The sequence below is a fragment of the Arcobacter denitrificans (SeqCode) genome (genome assembly GCF_048571185.1).
In the GTDB taxonomy this organism is placed as follows: Bacteria; Campylobacterota; Campylobacteria; order Campylobacterales; family Arcobacteraceae; genus Arcobacter; species Arcobacter denitrificans.
Window position 1 is genome coordinate 1,487,960 of record NZ_CP182350.1, and the last position, 21,887, is coordinate 1,509,846.

Here is a 21,887-nt window from a genome sequence, read left to right on the forward strand (position 1 = left end):
AAGATGGATATGGAAAAAATAAAAGATTTAATTTTAACATTTTCAAAACAAAGAGATTGGGATAAATTTCATAATCCAAAAAACTTAGCTATGGCACTTTCTGTAGAAACAGCAGAATTGATTGAAATATTTCAGTGGCTAAATGAAGAACAAAGTTTAAATTTAGATAAATCAAAAAAAGAACATTTGGAAGAAGAAATTGCAGATATTGCAGTTTATTTACTAAGAATTTGCTATTCACAGAATATTGACCTAGAAAAAGCAATTATCTCAAAGATGAAAAAAAATATAATTAAATATCCACTACATGATAAAAATGGCCAAAAAATAGCCTATGGAAAGAAAAATTAACACTAAAGTATAGAACTTTCCAAATTTAAGCCAACATTAAAGAAAACCGCTTGACAAAGAGTAAAAAACCTATTATAATTCCCGTCCAATTTGAGTGACAAACGTCACGAAGAGTTGATGTTCTTTAACAAACTACGGTTAAAAAGATAAGTAACTTTTATAAACCGAATATGATATAAAACAAGAGAATTTATACAATTCTCGTCTATTAAAAAAACAATGAGTAATGTCAGTAAACAATTGCAATTAACTTTTTCGGAAGTTAGATAAAAGAGTTAGACACTAGTCATGATTAAACTAAACATTTATGGAGAGTTTGATCCTGGCTCAGAGTGAACGCTGGCGGCGTGCTTAACACATGCAAGTCGAACGAGAACGGATTAAAGCTTGCTTTAATTGTCAGCTAAGTGGCGCACGGGTGAGTAATATATAGGTAACGTGCCCTAGAGAGGGGGATAACAGTTGGAAACGACTGCTAACACCCCATATGCCTTTATCACATAAGTGAGCAAGGGAAATATTTATAGCTCTAGGATCGGCCTGTACGGTATCAGTTAGTTGGTGAGGTAATGGCTCACCAAGACAATGACACCTAACTGGTTTGAGAGGATGATCAGTCACACTGGAACTGAGACACGGTCCAGACTCCTACGGGAGGCAGCAGTGGGGAATATTGCACAATGGGGGAAACCCTGATGCAGCAACGCCGCGTGGAGGATGACACATTTCGGTGCGTAAACTCCTTTTATATAGGAAGATAATGACGGTACTATATGAATAAGCACCGGCTAACTCCGTGCCAGCAGCCGCGGTAATACGGAGGGTGCAAGCGTTACTCGGAATTACTGGGCGTAAAGAGCGTGTAGGCGGATAGATAAGTTGGAAGTGAAATCCTATGGCTCAACCATAGAACTGCTTCCAAAACTGTCTATCTAGAATGTGGGAGAGGTAGATGGAATTTCTGGTGTAGGGGTAAAATCCGTAGATATTAGAAGGAATACCGATTGCGAAGGCGATCTACTGGAACACTATTGACGCTGAGACGCGAAAGCGTGGGGAGCAAACAGGATTAGATACCCTGGTAGTCCACGCCCTAAACGATGTACACTAGTTGTTGTGAGGCTAGACCTTGCAGTAATGCAGTTAACACATTAAGTGTACCGCCTGGGGAGTACGGTCGCAAGATTAAAACTCAAAGGAATAGACGGGGACCCGCACAAGCGGTGGAGCATGTGGTTTAATTCGACGATACGCGAAGAACCTTACCTGGTCTTGACATAGAAAGAACTTACTAGAGATAGTTTGGTGCCTGCTTGCAGGAGCTTTCATACAGGTGCTGCACGGCTGTCGTCAGCTCGTGTCGTGAGATGTTGGGTTAAGTCCCGCAACGAGCGCAACCCTCGTCGTTAGTTGCTAACAGTTCGGCTGAGAACTCTAACGAGACTGCCTACGCAAGTAGGAGGAAGGTGAGGACGACGTCAAGTCATCATGGCCCTTACGACCAGGGCTACACACGTGCTACAATGGGGTATACAAAGAGCAGCAATACAGTGATGTGGAGCGAATCTCAAAAATGCCTCCCAGTTCGGATAGTAGTCTGCAACTCGACTACTTGAAGTTGGAATCGCTAGTAATCGTAGATCAGCTATGCTACGGTGAATACGTTCCCGGGTCTTGTACTCACCGCCCGTCACACCATGGGAGTTGAATTCATTCGAAGCGGGGATGCTAAAATAGCTACCTTCCACAGTGGATTTAGCGACTGGGGTGAAGTCGTAACAAGGTAACCGTAGGAGAACCTGCGGTTGGATCACCTCCTTTCAGAGTAATGAGATTAGATTCGTTTCTAATCTCAAGAAATAAATAATGGGTATATATCCAATATCATATTCGGTTTATAAAGGTTATTTGTAATAATAGGTGAAGAATGGGCCTATAGCTCAGCTGGCTAGAGCGCTCGACTGATAATCGTGAGGTCCCAGGTTCAAGTCCTGGTAGGCCCACCATGAAGATAATCTTTGTGTTAAGATTTGTTGGGGAATTAGCTCAGCTGGGAGAGCGCCTGCCTTGCACGCAGGAGGTCAGCGGTTCGATCCCGCTATTCTCCACCATCATCTAAACGTAGAATGAGAAAAAGTAAGAAAAACTAAATATAAGTCTTAAAAATAAGATTTATATTTGGTTTTTAGTAATAAAAATCATGTTATTTAAAAATTTAATGTTAAAGTCTTTAAAATTTTTTCGAATTGAAATAATGGAAGTTATTTTAATTTATATATAGAAAACAATTTAAACACACAATTACTATATTGTTAGGATATGTTAGAAATAATGTACTTAATAAGATAGTAGCCAAGGAATAATTATCAAAAAAGGTAACTAAAGAGATTTAGTTATACAAATTATAAGCTATTAAGGGCTAATGGTGGATGCCTAGACTGTAAGAGGCGATGAAGGACGTATTAGGCTGCGATAAGCCTCGGGGAGCTGCCAAAGAGCTTTGATCCGAGGATTTCCGAATGGGACAACCCAGCATATAGAGATATATGTTACCCTGCGGGGAGCTAACCTGGTGAAGTGAAACATCTCAGTAGCCAGAGGAAGAGAAATCAAATGAGATTCCGTAAGTAGCGGCGAGCGAACGCGGATTAGGACAAACCCTATGCTTGCATAGGGGGTTGTAGGACCATAATGTGAGACTAAAGAGAATAGTAGAAATATCTGGAAAGGTATAGCATAGAAGGTGAAACTCCTGTATACGAAATTCTTAATAGCTCTATTGGTATCCTGAGTAGGACGGAACACGTGATATTTTGTCTGAATCTGGGGGGACCACCCTCCAATCCTAAATACTACTTACAGATCGATAGTGAACAAGTACCGTGAGGGAAAGGTGAAAAGTACTCCAGCGAGGAGAGTGAAATAGAACCTGAAACCATTAGCTTACAATCATTCGGAGCCCTATGTTGCTTGCAACAGGGTGACGGACTGCCTTTTGCATAATGAGCCTGCGAGTTGTGGTGTCTGGCAAGGTTAAGTCAAGTACGGAGCCGTAGCGAAAGCGAGTCTTAATAGGGCGACATAGTCAGATGCTGCAGACCCGAAACGAAGTGATCTATCCATGAGCAGGTTGAAGCTGGTGTAAGAGCCAGTGGAGGACCGAACCCATTGACGTTGAAAAGTCTCGGGATGACTTGTGGATAGGGGTGAAAGGCCAATCAAACTTCGTGATAGCTGGTTCTCTCCGAAATATATTTAGGTATAGCCTTATGTAGTAACATATAGGGGTAGAGCACTGAATGGGCTAGGGCTGCTTACCGCGGTACCAAACCCTATCAAACTTCGAATACTATATGCGTAATCATAGGAGTCAGGCGTAGGGTGATAAAATCCTATGTCGAGAGGGGAACAACCCAGACTAACAGCTAAGGTCCCAAAGTCATATCTAAGTGGAAAACGATGTGAAGTTACTGTGACAACCAGGAGGTTGGCTTAGAAGCAGCCACCCTTTAAAGAAAGCGTAACAGCTCACTGGTCTAGTGATTTTGCGCGGAAAATATAACGGGGCTAAGATATGCACCGAAGCTTTAGACTCAAATTTATTTGAGTGGTAGGAGAGCGTTCTATTCAGCGTTGAAGGTATACCGACGAGGAGTGCTGGAGCGGATAGAAGTGAGCATGCAGGCATGAGTAGCGATAATTGAGGTGAGAATCCTCAACGCCGAAAACCCAAGGTTTCCTACGCGATGCTCGTCATCGTAGGGTTAGTCGGGACCTAAGTCGAGTCCGAAAGGGGTAGACGATGGCAAATTGATTAATATTTCAATACCAACAAATAAGCGCGATGTGGGGACGCATAGAGTTAATCGAGGTCACTGATGGAATAGTGGCTCGAAGGATGTAGGTTGTATCTTAGGCAAATCCGGGATACATGAGACCGAGATCTTACAGGCTGTTGCAATTCTTCGGAATTAATTCAGAATCGATGATACTGTCGTGCCAAGAAAAGCCACTAAGTATATTATTTGTTGCCCGTACCGTAAACCGACACAGGTGGGTGGGATGAGTATTCTAAGGCGCGTGGAAGAACCCTGGTTAAGGAACTCTGCAAACTAGCACCGTATCTTCGGTATAAGGTGTGCCTACTATTGTATATGGATTTACTCCAAAAAGCGATAGAGGTTGCAACAAAGAGTCCCTCCCGACTGTTTACCAAAAACACAGCACTTTGCTAACTCGCAAGAGGATGTATAAGGTGTGACGCCTGCCCGGTGCTCGAAGGTTAACTGATGATGTAAGCACTTGTGCGAAGCATTTGATTGAAGCCCGAGTAAACGGCGGCCGTAACTATAACGGTCCTAAGGTAGCGAAATTCCTTGTCGGTTAAATACCGACCTGCATGAATGGCGTAACGAGATGGGAGCTGTCTCAACCAGGGATCCAGTGAAATTGTAGTGGAGGTGAAAATTCCTCCTACCCGCGGAAAGACGGAAAGACCCCGTGCACCTTTACTACAGCTTGACACTGTAGCTTGGATATTCATGTGCAGGATAGGTGGGAGGCTATGAAGTGTAGACGCAAGTATACACGGAGCCACCCTTGAGATACCACCCTTGAATATTTGAGTTACTAACTGGGACGAGTTATCCTCGTTCAGGACAATGTCTGGTGGGTAGTTTGACTGGGGCGGTCGCCTCCTAAAAAGTAACGGAGGCTTGCAAAGGTTGGCTCAAAGCGGATGGAAATCGCTTGTTGAGTATAATGGCATAAGCCAGCCTGACTGTAAGAGATACAACTCGAGCAGAGACGAAAGTCGGTCATAGTGATCCGGTGGTTCTGTGTGGAAGGGCCATCGCTCAAAGGATAAAAGGTACGCCGGGGATAACAGGCTGATCTCCCCCAAGAGCTCACATCGACGGGGAGGTTTGGCACCTCGATGTCGGCTCATCGCATCCTGGGGCTGGAGCAGGTCCCAAGGGTATGGCTGTTCGCCATTTAAAGCGGTACGCGAGCTGGGTTCAGAACGTCGTGAGACAGTTCGGTCCCTATCTTCCGTGGGCGTAGGAAAGTTGAAGAGATTTGTCCCTAGTACGAGAGGACCGGGATGAACGTACCACTGGTGTACCAATTGTTCTGCCAAGAGCATCGTTGGGTAGCTACGTACGGATGTGATAAGAGCTGAAAGCATCTAAGCTCGAAGCCAACTCTAAGATGAACTTTCCCTGAAGATCCCAGCAAGACTAGCTGGTTGATAGGCTAGATGTGTAAGCGTTGTAAGACGTTTAGCTGACTAGTACTAATAGATCGTTTGGCTTATTTTATATATTTCTTGGTTTACTATCTTATTAAGTACATACTTAATGAGTATGTGTGTAAAGACTTTAACATTAAAACTCTAACTCAAGAAGATAGAGTTGAGTATTAAGAGCATTTATTGCTTTTACTACTCAACTTTGTTGGTGATTATTGAGAAGTGGAAATACCCAGCTCCATTCCGAACCTGGAAGTCAAGCACTTCATCGCTGATAATACTGCAGGGTCCCCTTGTGGAAACGTAAGTCGTCGCCAACTCTTGAGTTTTTATAGCCTTTATCCAATTACTAGTTTCTAGTATTTTGATAGAGGCTTTTTTTATGTCTGCTGTATAACTTTATAGAAATCTTTTGTCTGATAAAAGTTTAAAACCTAAAATACTTTTAATAACAAAATCAATTGTTAAAAAAACTCTGCTTTTGTAAATACAAAGCCATCTATTCTTTCAAAATAGTTACTAAAAAAAAAGAGTTTAAAGATAAACTTTACACTATAAGATTGATTTTTATGATTAGTTGTAATATAATTTAAATATTAATACAAGGGGTTTATTATGTTTTTAGATAAAATTGCAATTATTGTGGGAATAGGGTTAGTAATATTTATGGTGCTAAGTTTTATAGTAAAACAGTTTATTCGGAATAAAGAGTAAAATTACTCTTCTATTCTTGAGTTTTTCTCTTCAATTCCTGACATACCAAATCTTCTTGATAGCTCTTGTTTGATTCTATCAGGAGATATGTTTTTACTAGCGAGTGCAACCATACAATGGTAAACTAAATCAGCACCTTCATAAATAATCTCTTCTGTATCGTTGTCTTTAACTGCAAAAGTAAATTCACCAGCTTCTTCAACAATTTTTTTAAGCATAGAGTTTTCTTTTCCCTTTAAAAGCTTTGAAGTGTAAGATTTCTTTGGATCATCATTTTTTCTATCTTGAATAGTATGATATAAGTTATCCAATACTGAATATGAATTTCCTGTATTAATTTCAACATCACTTATAATTTCATTTGTTTCTAATTTAGTAAAAAAGCATGATTTCCTACCTGTATGACAAGCCACACCATCTTGAATGACTTTTAATAAAATTGTATCATTATCACAATCAATTAGTATATCAATAACTTTTTGTATATGTCCAGATTCTTCACCTTTTTTCCATAGTCTTTGTTTACTTCTACTATAGTAATGGGCAAATTTAGTTTGTAATGTTAATTCTAGGGCTTCTTTATTCATATATGCAAGCATTAGAACTTCATTGGTATTATATTCTTGAGTTATAACTGGAACTAAATTGTTCATCTTTTCCCAGTCAATTTTATCAATGTTCATGTGAGTACCTTTGGAAGACTAAAGCAAGGAAAACCCTTGCTTTAAATTATTTGTTTATTGCAGAGTCTCTTGATTTATCTTTAGTATCTACCCAGATATTTGGAGTAGAACCACCAGGTGTTAAGAATATTTTAGCATCTTTATTTTCTCTAAGTGCATCATTAAACTTACCTTGAACTTCAATTTGTTGCATATGTAAAAGGTTTGGAGTTAAAGATTTCGCAATTGCCATATTTGCAGCTGCTTGTGCTTTTGCTTCAATAGTAACAGCATCTGCTCTACCTTTTGCTTCAATTCTGTTTGCTTGTGCATCACCAGTAGCTTTTGCAGCTCTTTTTTCAGCTTCTTGCTTAGTTCTTAAAACTTCGTATCTAACTCTTTCAGATTCTTGATTTGCAATTTGAACTCTTTCAATTTGTTCTTTAATCTTAGTAGGTAATACAATTTCTCTTAATTGAACTGATTGTAATATTACAGGTTGTCCTTCAAGTGAAACAACTTCTTTTTGAATTCCATCTTGAATTTTAACAGCAATTTCATTTCTTTTTGTTGGTAACTCTTCTGCTGTATACACACCTACTACATTTCTTACAATATCTCTAACAACAGGATTTATGATTTTATCTTCCCAAGAAAGTCCCCAGTTAGCTATTGTAGTTGGAGCACCATCTGCTGTTAATCTATATTGAACAGTTAATTCAATAGATACAGGTAATCCTCTAGCATCTAAAATATTAATTGCAGGATTTGCTCTTATACCTTCATCAAATCCACCACCCATTGTTTCAACTGAAGCATAGTTCATTAGTCTTACTTTAGTATCAACCAAGATAACCTTTTGGAATACTGGAATATAGAAGTGAAAACCTGGTCTTAATGGCTCTTCTGTATATTTACCTGTAGTAACTTTAATCCCTACTTGTCCAGATTCTACGATTACAAATGGTTTAAAAACAAATATCATAACAACTATTATAATAGCTGCATAAATGAAACCTGCTTTTTTACCAAGGTTTTTGAAAAATTCAGGTGGCTCAAAAGGTGGTTGATAACCACCTCCTCCATTTGAACCTCCACCACTGTTTTTGTTTTGTTGTCTATTTTTAAAATAATCATTATCTATTGGCATTAATATCCTTAAATATCTTTAAATTTTTTGTGTTCCTTTTGTTGAAACACAAAAGATAATACTATAGAGTCTTATCTTTTCTATTTCAACTAAGTAGGAAAATCTACTTAGTTAATATATGTTAAATGCTTAGCATATTTTTCATTTTTACCTTGAACTATATCAAAATAACCACTTTGAAGTTTTTCAGTTATAGGACCTCTTTCACCTGTTCCTATAATTCTGCAATCAACTTCTCTAATTGGTGTTACTTCAACTGCTGTTCCTGTAAAGAAAGCTTCATCTGCAATATATATCTCTTCTCTTGTAATTCTTCTTCTTACAACTTCATAACCTAGATCTTTAGCCAAATCAATAACTGTAGATTGAGTGATTGATTCAAGTGAGTTATCATTTGGAGGAGTTACTATTACGCTATCTCTAACGATGAAAAAACAAGCACCAGATGCTTCTGCAATATACCCTTGGTCATCTCTTAAAAGTGCTTCATCATATCCTGCTTCAACTGCTTCAAATTTTGCCATTTGAGAGTTTAGGTAGTTTGCAACTGCTTTTGCTTTTCCCATACCTGATGTATTTGGTGTTCTTGTCATTGATGCAATTTTTACTCTTACACCTTTTTTCATACCCTCTTCACCTAAATAAGCTCCCCATTCCCATGCCGAAATAGAAACATTTACAGGTGCTTCTTTGTGGTAAAGTCCCATAACACCATAACCTAAGTAAACAAGAGGTCTAATGTATGCACCCTCATGTAACTCATTTTTTTGTAGTAATTCAACTTGTGCATCACATAACTCTTCTTCTGTAAATGGCACATCAATAAGTGTCATTTTAGAAGAGTTTATTAATCTTTTTGTATGTTCTTTTAATTTGAAAATAGCACATCTTCCATCATGAGTTTTGTATGCTTTTGTACCTTCAATAGCACCATTTCCATAATGTAAAGTGTGGCTTAATACATGAACTTTAGCATCATGCCAATCAACAAATTTACCATCCATCCAGATGAGTTTTGCTTCTGTCATCCTATTTTTCCTATTATAAATTTTTGATAAATAGTCTATCGAAGTTTTGATTAAAATGTTATAATAATTTTAATTAGTTTTTATTTTATAAATAAAATATTTGTAAAAAAGAACTAGTAATAGTACAAGTGAACTAATCATAATTATAGATGGACCAGAACTTAAATCAAAAGTATATGATATATATAATCCAAGGATAGTGAACAACATTGATAATATACTTGATAAAGTCATCATTGTTGAGAGTTTATTTGCAAAGAAGTTTGCGATATAAATTGGAATAGTTAGAAGGGCAATTACAAGAATTAAACCAACAATTTTTATTGAAATAACAATTGTAAGTGATGACAAAATCAAGATTAATGTATAAAAAATCTTTGTTTTAATACCTCTTAGCTTAGCGTATTCACTATCATATGAAACAGCTAAAATATCCCTATAAAAAGTAAAAACTATAATTAGTATTATAATTAACAATATAGCCATAAAATAGATATCTTCATATGTAACGGCTAGTAATGAACCAAAAAGATAACTCATCAAGTCAGATTGGTAACCAGGCGTTAGATCTACTAACATTATCCCAAAAGACATTCCTACTGCCCAAGTAAGAGCAATAATAATATCAAGATTTTCTCTTCTTTTATAACTTACAAGGGCGATAATAATAGTAATAAATATACAAAAAAGTGAAGTTGATAATAACATTGGTAATCCAAAAAATACAGCAATTCCAATTCCTCCATAAGCACTATGAGCAATTCCACCTGAGAGGAAAACCATTTTATTTACGACAATTAGTGAACCTATAATACCTGTTATTATACTAACTAAAATACCAGCTATTAAGGCATTTTGTATAAAAGTATATGAAAGAGACTCTAACATTTGCATTTTCCTAACATTTCTAAAAGTTCAATTTCACAAACATGTGATTCTAAATTTTTGAAATCATTTTTCATTTTTGATAAGTTGTGATAAGTGAGTTTTTTGTTTATATAAGCAGCTTTTGTAGCATATTTTAAAACAACAGAAATATCATGGCTGATTACCACAATAGTTATATCTTTGTTTAATTTTTCTAAAGTTTGATAAATCTGTTCACATCCTTTTATATCAATATTAGAAGTTGGCTCATCCAAAAGTAAAATTTTTGGATGAGCAAATAATGCTCTAGCGATTAAAACTCTTTGTCTTTGACCTCCTGAAAGATTTGAAATCTTTGAAGAAGCAAACTCTTCCATATCTACTTTTCTTAATATTTCTAAAGCTTTATTTTTTTCATATTTTTTATATCCAAAAAGTCTTTTTTTAATATTATTTTGTCCCATCATTACAACTTCAACAACGCTAATTGGAAAATTAAGATTTATATTTGTATTTTGAGGTACATAGCCAATATTTGAAAGTTCATTTAAAATATTATTTCCAAAGATTTTAATATTTCCTTGATTTAAAGGATTTATGCCTAAAATTAGTTTTAAAAGTGTAGATTTTCCGCCACCATTTGGACCTAGAATCGTAAGAAAATCTTTCTCTTTTATCTCTAGATTAATATCTTCTAAAACAAACTCTTTTTCATATTTGAAAAAGAGTTTGTTTATAGAAATCGGATTAGTGAGTGTTTGCAATTGTATTTGCCATTTTGATTAAATTTTCTGACCAATCTTTGGCTAGTGGTGTCTCTTTCACAACTTTTATTTTTAGTTCATTAGCTATAACTTTTGCACTTTTATCTGAGAATTCAAGTTGTGTAAATATAGCTTTGATATTTTCTTCTTTTGCTTCATCAATAATTTTTTGAAGCATTTTAGGTTTTGGTTCTTTTCCTTCAACTTCAATTTCAAACTGAACCAAATTATACTCTTTTGCAAAATATCCCCAAGATGGATGGAAAACCATAAATTTAGAATTTGTTGGGATTGCAGATAAAATATCTTTTATTTTTTTATTAGTATGGTTTATCTCTTCAATAAAGTTTAAATAGTTTGCTTTAAAATAGTCTTTATTTTTTTGGTCAAATTTTACTAAAGTATCATAAATATTTTTAGCCATAATTTTTACATTTGAAGGGCTTGTCCAAGTATGAGGGTCTTTTGTTCCATGTACTTGGGAAAAACTAGTAATAGCCTCAATATCATTCTTATTTAAATCTTTAAAGAAATGCTCATCTGTTTCAAATTCACTTGGCATATGTTCTGTAAAAAACAGATATTTACCATCTTCTTTAATATCAATTTTAAAATTTGTCACATCTTTTTCTTCATCAAAGTTTAATTCATATAAAGAGCCTTTTGCCTTTAAAGAAACATTGTTTTTAGAAACAGTAGTTTTGTTTTTTTCAAATATATGTTCTGCAGTCTCTTCATAATCTTCTATTAAATCATCACCTTTTTTATCTGCTTTTAAAATTAACATTTTCATAGCAGGATCAGCATAATTTCCATCAACTTTAGAAAAACTCCAGTTATAAATTCCTTTTTTTAGTTCAAAAACTCCAGCCCATTCGTAAGGTAACTCTTCATGTTCATTATGTGTCTTATGTTCATCATGCCCTTCATCATGATGATGGTGATGGTGTGATTTCATCTCGATTTTTTCTATATCTTTTGTCATTTCAATAAATTGCATATTTTTATTTTGATTTGCAAATTTATCAAGCCAAACATTTTCAAACTCTAATCCAATAGGAAAATATATATTTGCCTTTGAAATATCTCTCATCTGAGATGGTTTTGGTTCGTATGAGTGTGGGTCACTTCCTGGTCTAACCATAGTAGTAACCTTTACTTTGTCTCCTCCAATTTTTTCAACAAAAGTTTGTTGAGGCAAAATACTAACTATAACATTAGTTTTTGCATAAATTGTACCTAGTAGTGAAAGTATTATTAGTATGTGTTTCATTTTTTTCCTTAAATATATTTTGCAACTGAGTTGCATTTAAACTTTTATTGATATAATATATTCTAAAATATAGTACAACAGATAGTTAAAATAGGGAAAATGATGAGTCAACAAGAGTTTTGGAATAAGAAATTTTCAAGAGATGGGTATTTATATGGAACTAAGCCAAATCAATTTATAAAAAATAGTTATGACAACTTTAAAAAAAGTGAAAAAGTCTTGTGTTTAGGAGAAGGTGAGGGGCGAAATGCAATCTTTCTTGCAAAAGAAGGCTTTGATGTTGAAGCAATAGATGCCTCTGATATTGGGCTAGATAAACTTTATGAACAAAGTATATTGGAAAATGTTGAAATAAAAACAAGTTGTATTGATATAAATAGTTGGCAACCTGACAAGAAATATGGAGCTATTCTTTTTACTTTTATGCATTTGCAAATAGAAGAGTTAAAAAGTCTATTAGAAAAAATAGAGGCCGCTTTAAATGATAAAGGATTTCTTGTTGTAGAAGTTTTTGCTAAAAGCCAGATAGAAAAAAATAGTGGTGGTCCTAAAGATTTGGACCTACTTTATAGTATAGATGATTTTAGAGATAATATAAAAAATCTAAAAATTCATAAACTAGAAGAGGTAACTGTGGAACTTGATGAAGGTAAAGGTCATCAAGGAGAGGCTAGTGTTATAAGGCTAATAGCTCAGAAAGTTTAACCTTTAACGCACTTTTAACCACTTTTTTAGTAGACTAAAACCCAAAATATATAGAAATTAATTAAGAGATTATAAATATAATGAAAAACAAAATAGATGAAATAATAAAAAACAAAGTATTGATAATAGATGGTGCAATGGGTACCCAGTTGCAAAATGCAGATATAAAAGCTGAATCTTGGATATATGAAGAGCAAGATTTAGAAGGGTGTAATGAACTTCTAAATGAAACAGCCCCAGAAATCTTAGAACACATTCATGATGCCTATGCAAAAGCAGGGGCAAACTTGATTTCAACAAATACCTTTGGAACAACACCTTGGGTTTTAGATGAGTATGGAATATCTTCTAAAGCTTATGAGTTATCAAAATTAGGTGCCCAACTTGTAAAAAAATCTTGTATCAAATATGAAACAGAAGATGAGCCTAGATTTTGTTTAGGTTCTATTGGACCTGGAACAAAACTTCCATCATTGGGACATATTAAATATGATGAAATGTATGAGGGATATAAAGAGGTAGCAAATGGACTTGCAGATGGTGGGTGTGATATATACTTACTTGAAACTTGTCAAGATCCACTTCAAATAAAAGCAGCACTTCATGCCTTAACGGATACTCATCCAGAGATCCCTGTAATGGTATCTGTAACTATTGAGTTATCAGGAACTATGTTAATAGGAACTGATGCTATGACAATAGCTGCAATTATGAGTCCTTTTAATATCTTATCTCTAGGATTTAACTGTGGTACTGGACCAAAACAAGTTCACAAGCATGTGAAAACATTAAGTGAAGTTTGTAAGTTCCCTATTTCAGTTCATGCAAATGCTGGACTTCCTCAAAATAAAGGTGGAGTTTCATTTTATCCAATGGGACCAGATGAATTTACTCAACTACAAAATAGCTTTTTAGATATAAATGGAGTATCATTTTTAGGTGGTTGTTGTGGTACAACACCTGAGCATATAGAAGCCTTAGCTAATAAAGTGCGAGGAACAAAACCAAAAGCACCAAGTGGGTTCTTAAAGGCTTCTTTGGCGTCATTATTTAATACAGTTCCTTTAAAACAAGACCCAGCACCACTATTAATAGGTGAGAGAAGTAATGCAACTGGTTCAAAAGCTTTTAGAGAACTCTTAAAAGATAATAATTATGAAGGAACACTATCTGTTGGACAACAACAAGTAAGAGCAGGGGCACATATTATTGATGTGAGTGTTGGCTTTGCAGGAAGAGATGAAACAGGAGATATGGATAAGGTAGTTGAACTTTATTCACAAAAGGTTTCACTTCCTTTGATGCCAGATTCTACTCAAATAAAAGCCCTAGAAGCAGCTCTTAAACAAATAGGTGGAAGATGTATAATCAACTCTGTAAACCTTGAAGATGGGGAAGAGAAGTTTGATGCTGTGTGTAAGTTGGCCAAAAAGTTTGGAGCAGCACTTGTTTGTTTGGTTATTGATGAAGTTGGTATGGCTAAAACAAAAGAAGATAAAATCAGAATCGCTGAACGAATTTATGACTTATGTGTAAATAGACATGGCTTTAATCCAGAAGATTTAGTATTTGATATGCTTACCTTTACTATTGGTTCTGGAGATGATGAGTACAGAACTGCTGGAATTGAGACTATGGAAGCAATTAGAGAGTTTCAAATACTTCATCCAGAAGTAGGAACTACTCTTGGGCTTTCGAATATCTCATTTGGACTTGACATAAAAGCTAGAGTTTATCTGAACTCTATCTATTTAGACTATTGTGTAAAAGCTGGACTTACAAGTGCCATTGTAAATGTAAAACATATCTTACCTTTAAATAAAATCACAGAAGAAGATAGAAAAGCTTGTGATGATTTGATATTTAATAATCAAGAAGATGGTGACCCTTTATTTAAATTTATTGACCACTTTTCAAATGTAGAAGCTCAAGAAGATCAAAGTGATGAAGAGTATTTAAAAATGGAACCAATTGAAAAAGTTAAAAAGCTTTTATTAGATGGTGATAAAGATAGACTAATTCCTTTGGCAGATGAATTAAGACATACAATAAAACCAGAAATCATTGTAAATGAATGGCTAATTGATGGAATGAAAATCATTGGAGAACTTTTTGGTTCTGGTCAAATGCAGTTACCTTTTGTACTTCAAAGTGCTGAAACTATGAAAGCAACGGTTGATGCTTTAAATCCATATTTACCAAAAGAAGATAAAGCTAGTGAAACAGTACTTGTAATTGGAACAGTAAAAGGTGATGTCCATGATGTGGGTAAAAACTTGGTTGATATTATTTTAAGTAATAATGGATTTAAGGTAATAAATATAGGTATTAAAGCTGATATCAATGACTTTATTATTGCCGTACAAAAACATAAAGCCCAAGCAATTGGGATGAGTGGATTACTTGTAAAATCAACTGCTGTTATGAAAGAAAACCTAGAAGAACTTAAAAGACAAGGTATAGATGTGCCAGTACTTTTAGGAGGAGCAGCTCTTACAAAATCTTTTGTAAATGAGTATTGTAGACCTTTATATGAAGGACCAATATTTTATTGTAGAGATGCCTTTGATGGGGTTGTATCTATGCAAAGAATAGAATCAGGTGATTCATTTAATACAAAACTTGCAGCTGATTTGATAAAAGATGAAGAAGTAGTTAAAAAAGAGAAAAAAGAGATAATTATTCCTGCTTATGAAGAGATAGAATTACCTCCAAAAGCAGAGTTTACTTTTCCTCCACTTTGGGGAAGAATTACACAAAGTCCGGCAATGTTAAATAAAGATTTGATTTTTTCTTGGATAAACCATAGAGTTTTATTTAGACAAAGATGGGGATACAAAAAAGGTGCTATGAAAGCTGATGAATTTTTAGCCCATGAAGAAGATGTAGTAAAACCTCTTTATGAAAAATATAAAGAAGAGTTTTTTGAAAAAGATATTTTTGACCCAATTGCTATTTATGGCTATTATCCTTGTATCTCTCATGATAACAAGCTCTATATCTTTGATAAAGAGTATACATTTAATAGTCTAAAAGAGGCACAAAATGTTCCTCCTTTAGAAAAAGCTATAAAAGTATTTGAATTCCCCAGACAAACAAAAGCACCATACAGATGTATTGCTGACTTTTTTGCCAATGACAGACTTGATGTGGTTGCCTTTACACTGGCTAGTTCTGGATTAAAAATAACTTCATATGAGAGTGAATTATATCAAAATAGTGAGTTCTCAAAATATCATCAAATCCATGGATTAGGCGTAGAACTTGCTGAAGCTTTAGCTGAGGTAATTCATAAGCAAATAAGACTTGATCTTGATATCGTACCAAAAGAAGGACATACTTTAAATGATGTTCAAATGAAACAATATGTAGGGTGTAGATACTCTCCTGGATATGCAGCTTGTCCTGACTTGGAGCAGAGTAGGGATATCTTTGATTTATTAAAACCTGAAGAGTTTGGAATAACACTAAGTGAAACTTTTCAAATAGACCCAGAACAAAGTACGTGTGCCATAGTAGTGCCACATAATAAAGCCAACTACTACAACATCTAAAAAATCGTTGTAGTATGGGTATTTTTATCCAATCTCTGCGTTTGTGTTTAAAATTTCTAGACTCACTTACTAATTGTAAGTTCCTCTAAAAATTTTAAATACTGTCTTGACCTTGAACAAAGCTTCCCATACTACAACAATTTTTGAGTAATTTAAAATTAAAATAATATCAATGAACAATAATACAAAAGGTATGTCGATAACCACTTTAGGTGTTTTACTTATTAAGTTTCAAGTTTAAATAATCATTAACAATTTTTAGATAGAATTCTCAAACTATGAAAGAAACATTTACTAAAATATTTACAGATGAACAACTTCCATATTTGCTACTTAGATATTCCAACTCAAACAAACATTATAAAAAACATTTTCATGATACATTTTCTCTTGGTATAAATGAACAAGGTGCTAGTATTTATACTAATAATGACAAATCGTATACCTTGGATAAAAATATGCTTAGTATTGTAAATCCATATGCTGTTCATTCGTGTAATTCATGTACTGAGGTGTTGAATATATATTATATGCTCTACTTAGATATTTCTTGGTGTAAGGATATACAAAAAAGTATTGATGAGAGTGTTAATGATTTTGTAAATATTCCTGTTGATATTTTAGAAGACAAAGTCTTTTATACTGAGTATTTAGATTTATGTAAATTTCTTTTTTCTGATAATTATATTTTGGATAAAGAGGATATGGTAATTGATTTTTTTGTAAAGTTTTTTTCTCTTTATTTAGATAAAAGTAAAGTATCAAATACAAGTAAAGAGTTTGATGAGATTATCTTTTATTTGGAAAATAATTATAAAGAGAATATTTCCATTGAAGAGTTATCAAAACTTTTTAATCTAAATCCTTTTTATATAATTAGACTTTTTAAATCAAAGATAAACCTAACTCCACATGCTTTTATGTTAAATCTAAAAATAAACAAAGCAAAAGAGCTATTGCAAAATAGTTACTCTATAGTTGATACTGCTTTAGAGTGTGGATTTTTTGACCAAAGTCACTTCCATAAGAACTTCACAAAAATAGTTGCTATAACTCCTAAAGAGTACAGACTCAATTTTGTACAATAAATTATTTTAAAAAGTATATATACTTTTTCTAAATTTAATTTAGGAAAATATATGACTTTTACAATTTTTTTAACAATGTTATCTTTTGCTTTGGTGATGTCTATTTCTCCAGGTCCTGTAAATATGATGATAATAACCTCAAGTATAAATAATGGATTTGCAAAAACTTTTAGCTTTATATCAGGGGCTACTATTGGATTTATTCTTTTATTGTTGTGTATTGGGCTTGGATTATATAAAATAATAAATTTATATCCGGATATTTTATTATATGTGGAAGTATTTGGATTTTTATTTATTATATATTTAGGCATTAAGATTTTAAGTGCAAAGCCAAGTTTATCAATAGACAAAAATGAAAAAGTAAATCTAAAATTTTATCAAGGTTTTTTACTTCAATGGCTAAATCCAAAGGCATGGATAGCTTGTATTTCTGTTGTTTCTATGTATTCATCTACAGAGTTATTTACTATTTTTGTTATAATTTATTTTATTGTTTGTTATTTATCTTTGTCTTTTTGGGGAATTTTAGGAAGTAAAGTCACTAGGTTTTTTGATACAAATTTAAAGTTGCGAGTATTTAATATGATTATGGGACTTGTTCTTATTTTTTGTGCTATTGCAATGATTTTTGTAAATCTTTTTTCGTAAGCAAGTAATTTAAATATGTATTAGTAAATTTTAGATAAAATCAACACAATACTTAATGATTAGGAAAGAACTTGTTAGAAAAAATTTTAAATTTTTGTTTTAGTGTATCTAAGCAACCGGTTTTATTAAAAGATTTATTAGTAGCAAATGTTCAACACAATGAAAAAATGCATGTAGATGCTGCAAAACTAGGATTTAGACTTAGTATTGGAAAGGCTTATATCGTATATATTATGCTTGTTTCAATTTTTGTAGTTCCTTTAGCACTGGTAGCACATGCCCTTTTTGCTAAAATTGATGCTCATGCTTCTATTGTAGTTTCTATTGTTTTTACTGCTATTATTTTTATCTGGTTTAATTTTTTTAGAATTTGGATAAAAGATAAAATGGCAAATAAAGTTATACGAAAAGCATGGATCATACATTTTCCATATTTTCCATATGATGAATATAGATATAAAATAGAAGAAATCTTTCATAAGGCTATGAAAGAGGAAATTCCTAAAAAAGATTTAGAAAGATATATACTAGATAATTTAGTTCAAAACTAAACTATTTAGTACTTTTTTTGAAATTTATGATTTTTTTATCTTCATATAAAATATGACAAATTAATGAAATATCAATAAATTGAATCAACTTTTTTTCAAAATCTACAACTTCTAAATTTGGTAACTCTTTTAAAAATAGGTGTAACTCTTTAAATATATTTTGATGGCATTGTTTATGTTCTTCAAGATTTGGATATTTAATCTTTTCCATAAATTCTTCTTCATGTTCAAAATGTGTTTTCATATATTCATATAATTCTTTGATTGTTATTTTTAGGTGGGAAGAAATATTTGTATTATTGTAATCCAAAGCCTTTAATGCAATATCAAAAAGAATTTTGTGCTCTTCATCTATTTGTGCTTCATTTAACTTATATGTAGAACGCCATATGAAATTATCTTTTAATTCATCTCGACTTCTTATAGTATGGTGAAACTTTTTATCTTCTATTAAAATATGTTGGACTATATTCTTATTTACTAAAACATTTAATTTAAAGACAATCTCCTCTTTAGGAAGAGATACCATTTCTCTTATTGTGTTGTTAAGAGCTTTTACAATATCTTTATGTAACTTTCTATGTTCATCAAAATATTCATAATTAATTGATTTCATAAATTTTTCTTCATTTGTAAAATGAAAATTTGTATAATCAGCTAATTCTTTTATAATTTGGACAATCTTTTTTGAATCATTTTTATATTTGTTAAGTTTAGCTGCAATATCAAAAAGATTTTTATGTTCACTATCTGTTTTTTCATGACCTATGGCAAAAGATTTTTCCCATTGTATTACTGGTATATTCATTTTATATCCTAAATAACTTCCTATATTATATTATTATATTGGAAAAATTTTAAATTGTGTAATTTTATGTAATTATTTATGGATATATTTAGTTATTTTACATAATTAAAATATTTATATTCAAGGTTTGCACTTAAAATGAAAGGAATAAAAAGTAATAAGAATCTAATCATGAAATGCTTGTGCCTCTTTGTTTCTTGATTTTTTTAGTTCCATATCAATATATTTTGCTTTTATATTTTTTTGACTTTTTAAGGCTATTGTTTGTTTTCTATTTCCACTTGGATTTATTTCATATATAAAAAATCCAGCTTCATACATGGACAATCTTACATTTGTAGAAATAGAGTAAGTAGTCATAAGGGCATCATTTTTACAAAGTTTATAAATATCCTTAAAATACTCAACACTCCATAACTCTTTATTTACATCACTTGAAAAAGCATCTTGATATACTATATCTATCTCTTCTATTGTTTGAATATATTTTCTTGCATCGCCTATAAAAACTTTTATTTTTATTTTTTCATCTTCATAAGAGAGTGTTTTAGCAATAGAGTCAATTATATGTTTGATTTTTTCAAACTCTCTTGGAAAATCAAATTTATCCAAGCTTCTTACTAACTCTTCATCTAGTTCTGGAGAATATATTTCTAAAGAGATATCTAAATTATTTTCTAAAATATAATAAATAGTAGAAAAAGTGTTATACCCTATACCAAAACAAATATCTAAAATCTTTAACACTTTTGCATCTTTTTTTAGAGTAAGTGCAGGTATGACATGCTTATTTAAAGACTCTTGTATGGCACCTGTTTTTAAGTCATGAAAGTGTTGATTATATTTAGTAGAAAATAGCGTATTTGAGCCATCTATTGTTTGAATAGGAGTATTCATATAAGTTTTAAGAGATATAAAAATATCTCTTAAATTTGCTTTCTTAGTTTCCTAAAGATTCTAGTTTATCATCAGATAAAAAAAGCTCTTCATTTGACATCACACCGATTTCATGAGATAAAATATCACGTGCTATATCTTTTGCTTCTTCTAATGAGTGCATATTACATGTACCACATTGAAAAATATTTAACTCTGGGATATCTTCTTGTTTTTCAACTTTTAAAACATCTTCCATAGCAACTTTCCAAGCAGCAGCAACAGTCTCTTCTTTTGGAGTTCCAAGAAGACTCATATAAAAACCAGTTCTACAACCCATAGGCGAAACATCAATAATCTCTACTGTGTCTGAATTTAAATGTTCTCTAATAAATCCTGCAAATAAGTGCTCTAAAGTATGAATACCTTTTTCACTCATCATATCTTTATTTGGAACATAAAATCTTAAATCAAATACAGAAATAATATCACCAGATGGTGACTTCATTGTTTTTGCAACTCTAACTGCAGGTGCTGGCATAATTGTATGATCAACTTTAAAACTATCTAATAATGGCATATAATATCCTTCAATTTTGTTATAAAGAGGATTTTAACTTAAGTTTAATAAATTGATGATTATAGATTAAAATTAGTAAACATTTTCCCTAACCATTTTTTTATAAGCTTTCATATGAACTTTTAGCATATTTGGTATGATATCTTCTTTACAAGCATGAACAATGTTTGCAAACTCTGGTTTAGAGTATATTGTAGCTCTATCTCGAGCAAGAAAAACAAGTCTATTCATGTCATCATCTAAAATAATATTTTCTCTATCTGTTATGGCATCATACACGTAAAAGAACATCATTCGCTCTTCACTTGACATTTGGCATGAGTCATCTAGCATTTTAAGTGCCAACTTTCCTGCATATTCTATTTGTATTGGTGTAAAATCGTAAGTTAATGCCCAATCATAAGCTTTTTTGAGTAAATCCATTTTATCTCCTTAATCCATATATGGGATATCTAAATTTGCATCTCTATCATTTGCGCTGAAATCAAAACTATCATCTACTATTAGTTTTGATAGATTTTTTTCTATTACTTTTATTTGTAGTTTATGGTAGTTGTTATTTCCTATATTTCTCTCTATCTCATTTTTGTAAAAGTTTAAAATTATAGGGTGTAGTTTTGTTTGATTTTTTAGTAAGTTGTCTAAAAATTTATTTAACAAAGAGATATCAAGTTCATCTATTTTTTCTAATTTTCTAACCAAGTTTCTTACAAACTGTTTTTGGTGGTAACCTTCACTAAGTTCTAAAAGCTTTGAAGCAGCAAAGATATCAGCTTCTTGAGCTGAATAATTATATAAATATCTAAAATGATCACAAACTATTTCGATATATTTAGGATAATATTTTAAAACAAAAACCAACTCTTTTAAGTCCCCATCAATAAGTACTTGAAATAGAGTTGCTGTTCTTTTTTCTATTTTATCCCAATGTGAGCCATGCTCTTTAAACTCACCTAAAAAACGTTCATAATTCTCTATCTTATAATTTTCTTCCATGATATTTATATGCAAGAT

General features: G+C 32.6%; 17 protein-coding genes, 2 tRNA genes and 3 rRNA genes. 11 read left to right on the top strand and 11 right to left on the bottom strand.

What is annotated here, in order from left to right; translation table 11 throughout:
• Positions 1 to 3 precede the first annotated feature (3 nt).
• From ACNI28_RS07450 to rrf, 6 genes are all read left to right on the top strand, one after another.
• The gene (locus ACNI28_RS07450) at positions 4 to 351 is read left to right on the top strand and encodes a nucleotide pyrophosphohydrolase (protein ID WP_419763644.1); all 348 of its coding nucleotides are present in this window, start codon (positions 4 to 6) and stop codon (positions 349 to 351) included.
• A gap of 304 nt (positions 352 to 655) precedes the next feature.
• Positions 656 to 2,172 (top strand): 16S ribosomal RNA (locus ACNI28_RS07455).
• A 108-nt stretch (positions 2,173 to 2,280) separates the two neighbouring features.
• A tRNA-Ile gene (locus ACNI28_RS07460) sits at positions 2,281 to 2,357 on the top strand.
• Positions 2,358 to 2,386: 29 nt separating this feature from the next.
• A tRNA-Ala gene (locus ACNI28_RS07465) sits at positions 2,387 to 2,462 on the top strand.
• A 291-nt stretch (positions 2,463 to 2,753) separates the two neighbouring features.
• Positions 2,754 to 5,672: ribosomal RNA gene (locus tag ACNI28_RS07470) — 23S ribosomal RNA — on the top strand.
• A gap of 134 nt (positions 5,673 to 5,806) precedes the next feature.
• Positions 5,807 to 5,922 (top strand): 5S ribosomal RNA (gene rrf / locus ACNI28_RS07475).
• The 16S, 23S and 5S rRNA genes sit together here with 2 tRNA genes alongside, the layout of an rRNA operon.
• A 396-nt stretch (positions 5,923 to 6,318) precedes the next feature.
• Here the strand turns inward: rrf and hisIE are convergent.
• From hisIE to ACNI28_RS07505, 6 genes are all read right to left on the bottom strand, one after another.
• Positions 6,319 to 6,999 (bottom strand): bifunctional phosphoribosyl-AMP cyclohydrolase/phosphoribosyl-ATP diphosphatase HisIE, encoded by a 681-nt coding sequence (hisIE, locus tag ACNI28_RS07480; RefSeq protein WP_419763645.1) that lies wholly within the window; start codon positions 6,997 to 6,999, stop codon positions 6,319 to 6,321.
• 46 nt (positions 7,000 to 7,045) lie between these two features.
• A complete protein-coding gene (locus tag ACNI28_RS07485) occupies positions 7,046 to 8,128 on the bottom strand; it encodes a prohibitin family protein (protein ID WP_419763646.1) in 1,083 nt (360 codons plus the stop codon).
• A 107-nt stretch (positions 8,129 to 8,235) separates the two neighbouring features.
• Positions 8,236 to 9,156, bottom strand: coding sequence for a branched-chain amino acid transaminase (locus ACNI28_RS07490; protein ID WP_419763647.1), 921 nt, complete (start codon positions 9,154 to 9,156; stop codon positions 8,236 to 8,238).
• A 69-nt stretch (positions 9,157 to 9,225) separates the two neighbouring features.
• Complete coding sequence (locus tag ACNI28_RS07495) at positions 9,226 to 10,044, bottom strand: metal ABC transporter permease (protein ID WP_419763648.1); 819 nt, start codon at positions 10,042 to 10,044, stop codon at positions 9,226 to 9,228.
• Positions 10,038 to 10,787 carry a metal ABC transporter ATP-binding protein gene (locus tag ACNI28_RS07500; protein ID WP_419763649.1) on the bottom strand — a complete coding sequence of 250 codons (750 nt, stop codon included), beginning with the start codon at positions 10,785 to 10,787 and terminating at the stop codon, positions 10,038 to 10,040. The genes ACNI28_RS07495 and ACNI28_RS07500 overlap by 7 nt, the downstream gene beginning before the upstream one ends.
• Positions 10,771 to 12,060 (bottom strand): metal ABC transporter solute-binding protein, Zn/Mn family, encoded by a 1,290-nt coding sequence (locus tag ACNI28_RS07505; RefSeq protein ID WP_419763650.1) that lies wholly within the window; start codon positions 12,058 to 12,060, stop codon positions 10,771 to 10,773. The genes ACNI28_RS07500 and ACNI28_RS07505 overlap by 17 nt, the downstream gene beginning before the upstream one ends.
• Positions 12,061 to 12,162: 102 nt before the next feature.
• Between ACNI28_RS07505 and ACNI28_RS07510 the strand changes: the two genes are divergently transcribed.
• The 5 genes from ACNI28_RS07510 to ACNI28_RS07530 all read left to right on the top strand — a co-directional run bounded on the left by ACNI28_RS07510 (position 12,163) and on the right by ACNI28_RS07530 (position 18,609).
• Positions 12,163 to 12,765 (top strand): class I SAM-dependent methyltransferase, encoded by a 603-nt coding sequence (locus ACNI28_RS07510; protein ID WP_419763651.1) that lies wholly within the window; start codon positions 12,163 to 12,165, stop codon positions 12,763 to 12,765.
• Between the two features lie 80 nt (positions 12,766 to 12,845).
• Positions 12,846 to 16,319, top strand: coding sequence for a methionine synthase (gene metH, locus ACNI28_RS07515; RefSeq protein WP_419763652.1), 3,474 nt, complete (start codon positions 12,846 to 12,848; stop codon positions 16,317 to 16,319).
• A 278-nt stretch (positions 16,320 to 16,597) separates the two neighbouring features.
• Positions 16,598 to 17,407, top strand: coding sequence for an AraC family transcriptional regulator (locus ACNI28_RS07520; protein WP_419763653.1), 810 nt, complete (start codon positions 16,598 to 16,600; stop codon positions 17,405 to 17,407).
• A 51-nt stretch (positions 17,408 to 17,458) separates the two neighbouring features.
• Positions 17,459 to 18,058: a LysE family translocator gene (locus tag ACNI28_RS07525; RefSeq protein ID WP_419763654.1), complete on the top strand. Its 600-nt coding sequence runs from the start codon at positions 17,459 to 17,461 to the stop codon at positions 18,056 to 18,058.
• A 71-nt stretch (positions 18,059 to 18,129) separates the two neighbouring features.
• Positions 18,130 to 18,609: a hypothetical protein gene (locus ACNI28_RS07530; RefSeq protein ID WP_419763655.1), complete on the top strand. Its 480-nt coding sequence runs from the start codon at positions 18,130 to 18,132 to the stop codon at positions 18,607 to 18,609.
• A 1-nt stretch (position 18,610) separates the two neighbouring features.
• Here the strand turns inward: ACNI28_RS07530 and ACNI28_RS07535 are convergent, their stop codons facing one another.
• The 5 genes from ACNI28_RS07535 to ACNI28_RS07555 form a co-directional block, all read right to left on the bottom strand.
• Entirely contained in the window at positions 18,611 to 19,417 is an 807-nt protein-coding gene (locus ACNI28_RS07535) for a hemerythrin domain-containing protein (RefSeq protein WP_419763656.1), read from the bottom strand.
• A 165-nt stretch (positions 19,418 to 19,582) separates the two neighbouring features.
• A complete protein-coding gene (locus ACNI28_RS07540) occupies positions 19,583 to 20,314 on the bottom strand; it encodes a tRNA (5-methylaminomethyl-2-thiouridine)(34)-methyltransferase MnmD (protein ID WP_419763657.1) in 732 nt (243 codons plus the stop codon).
• A gap of 43 nt (positions 20,315 to 20,357) precedes the next feature.
• Positions 20,358 to 20,873, bottom strand: a complete 516-nt coding sequence (gene luxS / locus ACNI28_RS07545; RefSeq protein WP_419763658.1) for an S-ribosylhomocysteine lyase — start codon at positions 20,871 to 20,873, stop codon at positions 20,358 to 20,360.
• Between the two features lie 72 nt (positions 20,874 to 20,945).
• A complete protein-coding gene (locus ACNI28_RS07550; RefSeq protein WP_419763659.1) occupies positions 20,946 to 21,296 on the bottom strand; it encodes a hypothetical protein in 351 nt (116 codons plus the stop codon).
• Between the two features lie 9 nt (positions 21,297 to 21,305).
• A complete protein-coding gene (locus ACNI28_RS07555) occupies positions 21,306 to 21,869 on the bottom strand; it encodes a hypothetical protein (RefSeq protein ID WP_419763660.1) in 564 nt (187 codons plus the stop codon).
• Between the last annotated feature and the right edge of the window lie 18 nt (positions 21,870 to 21,887).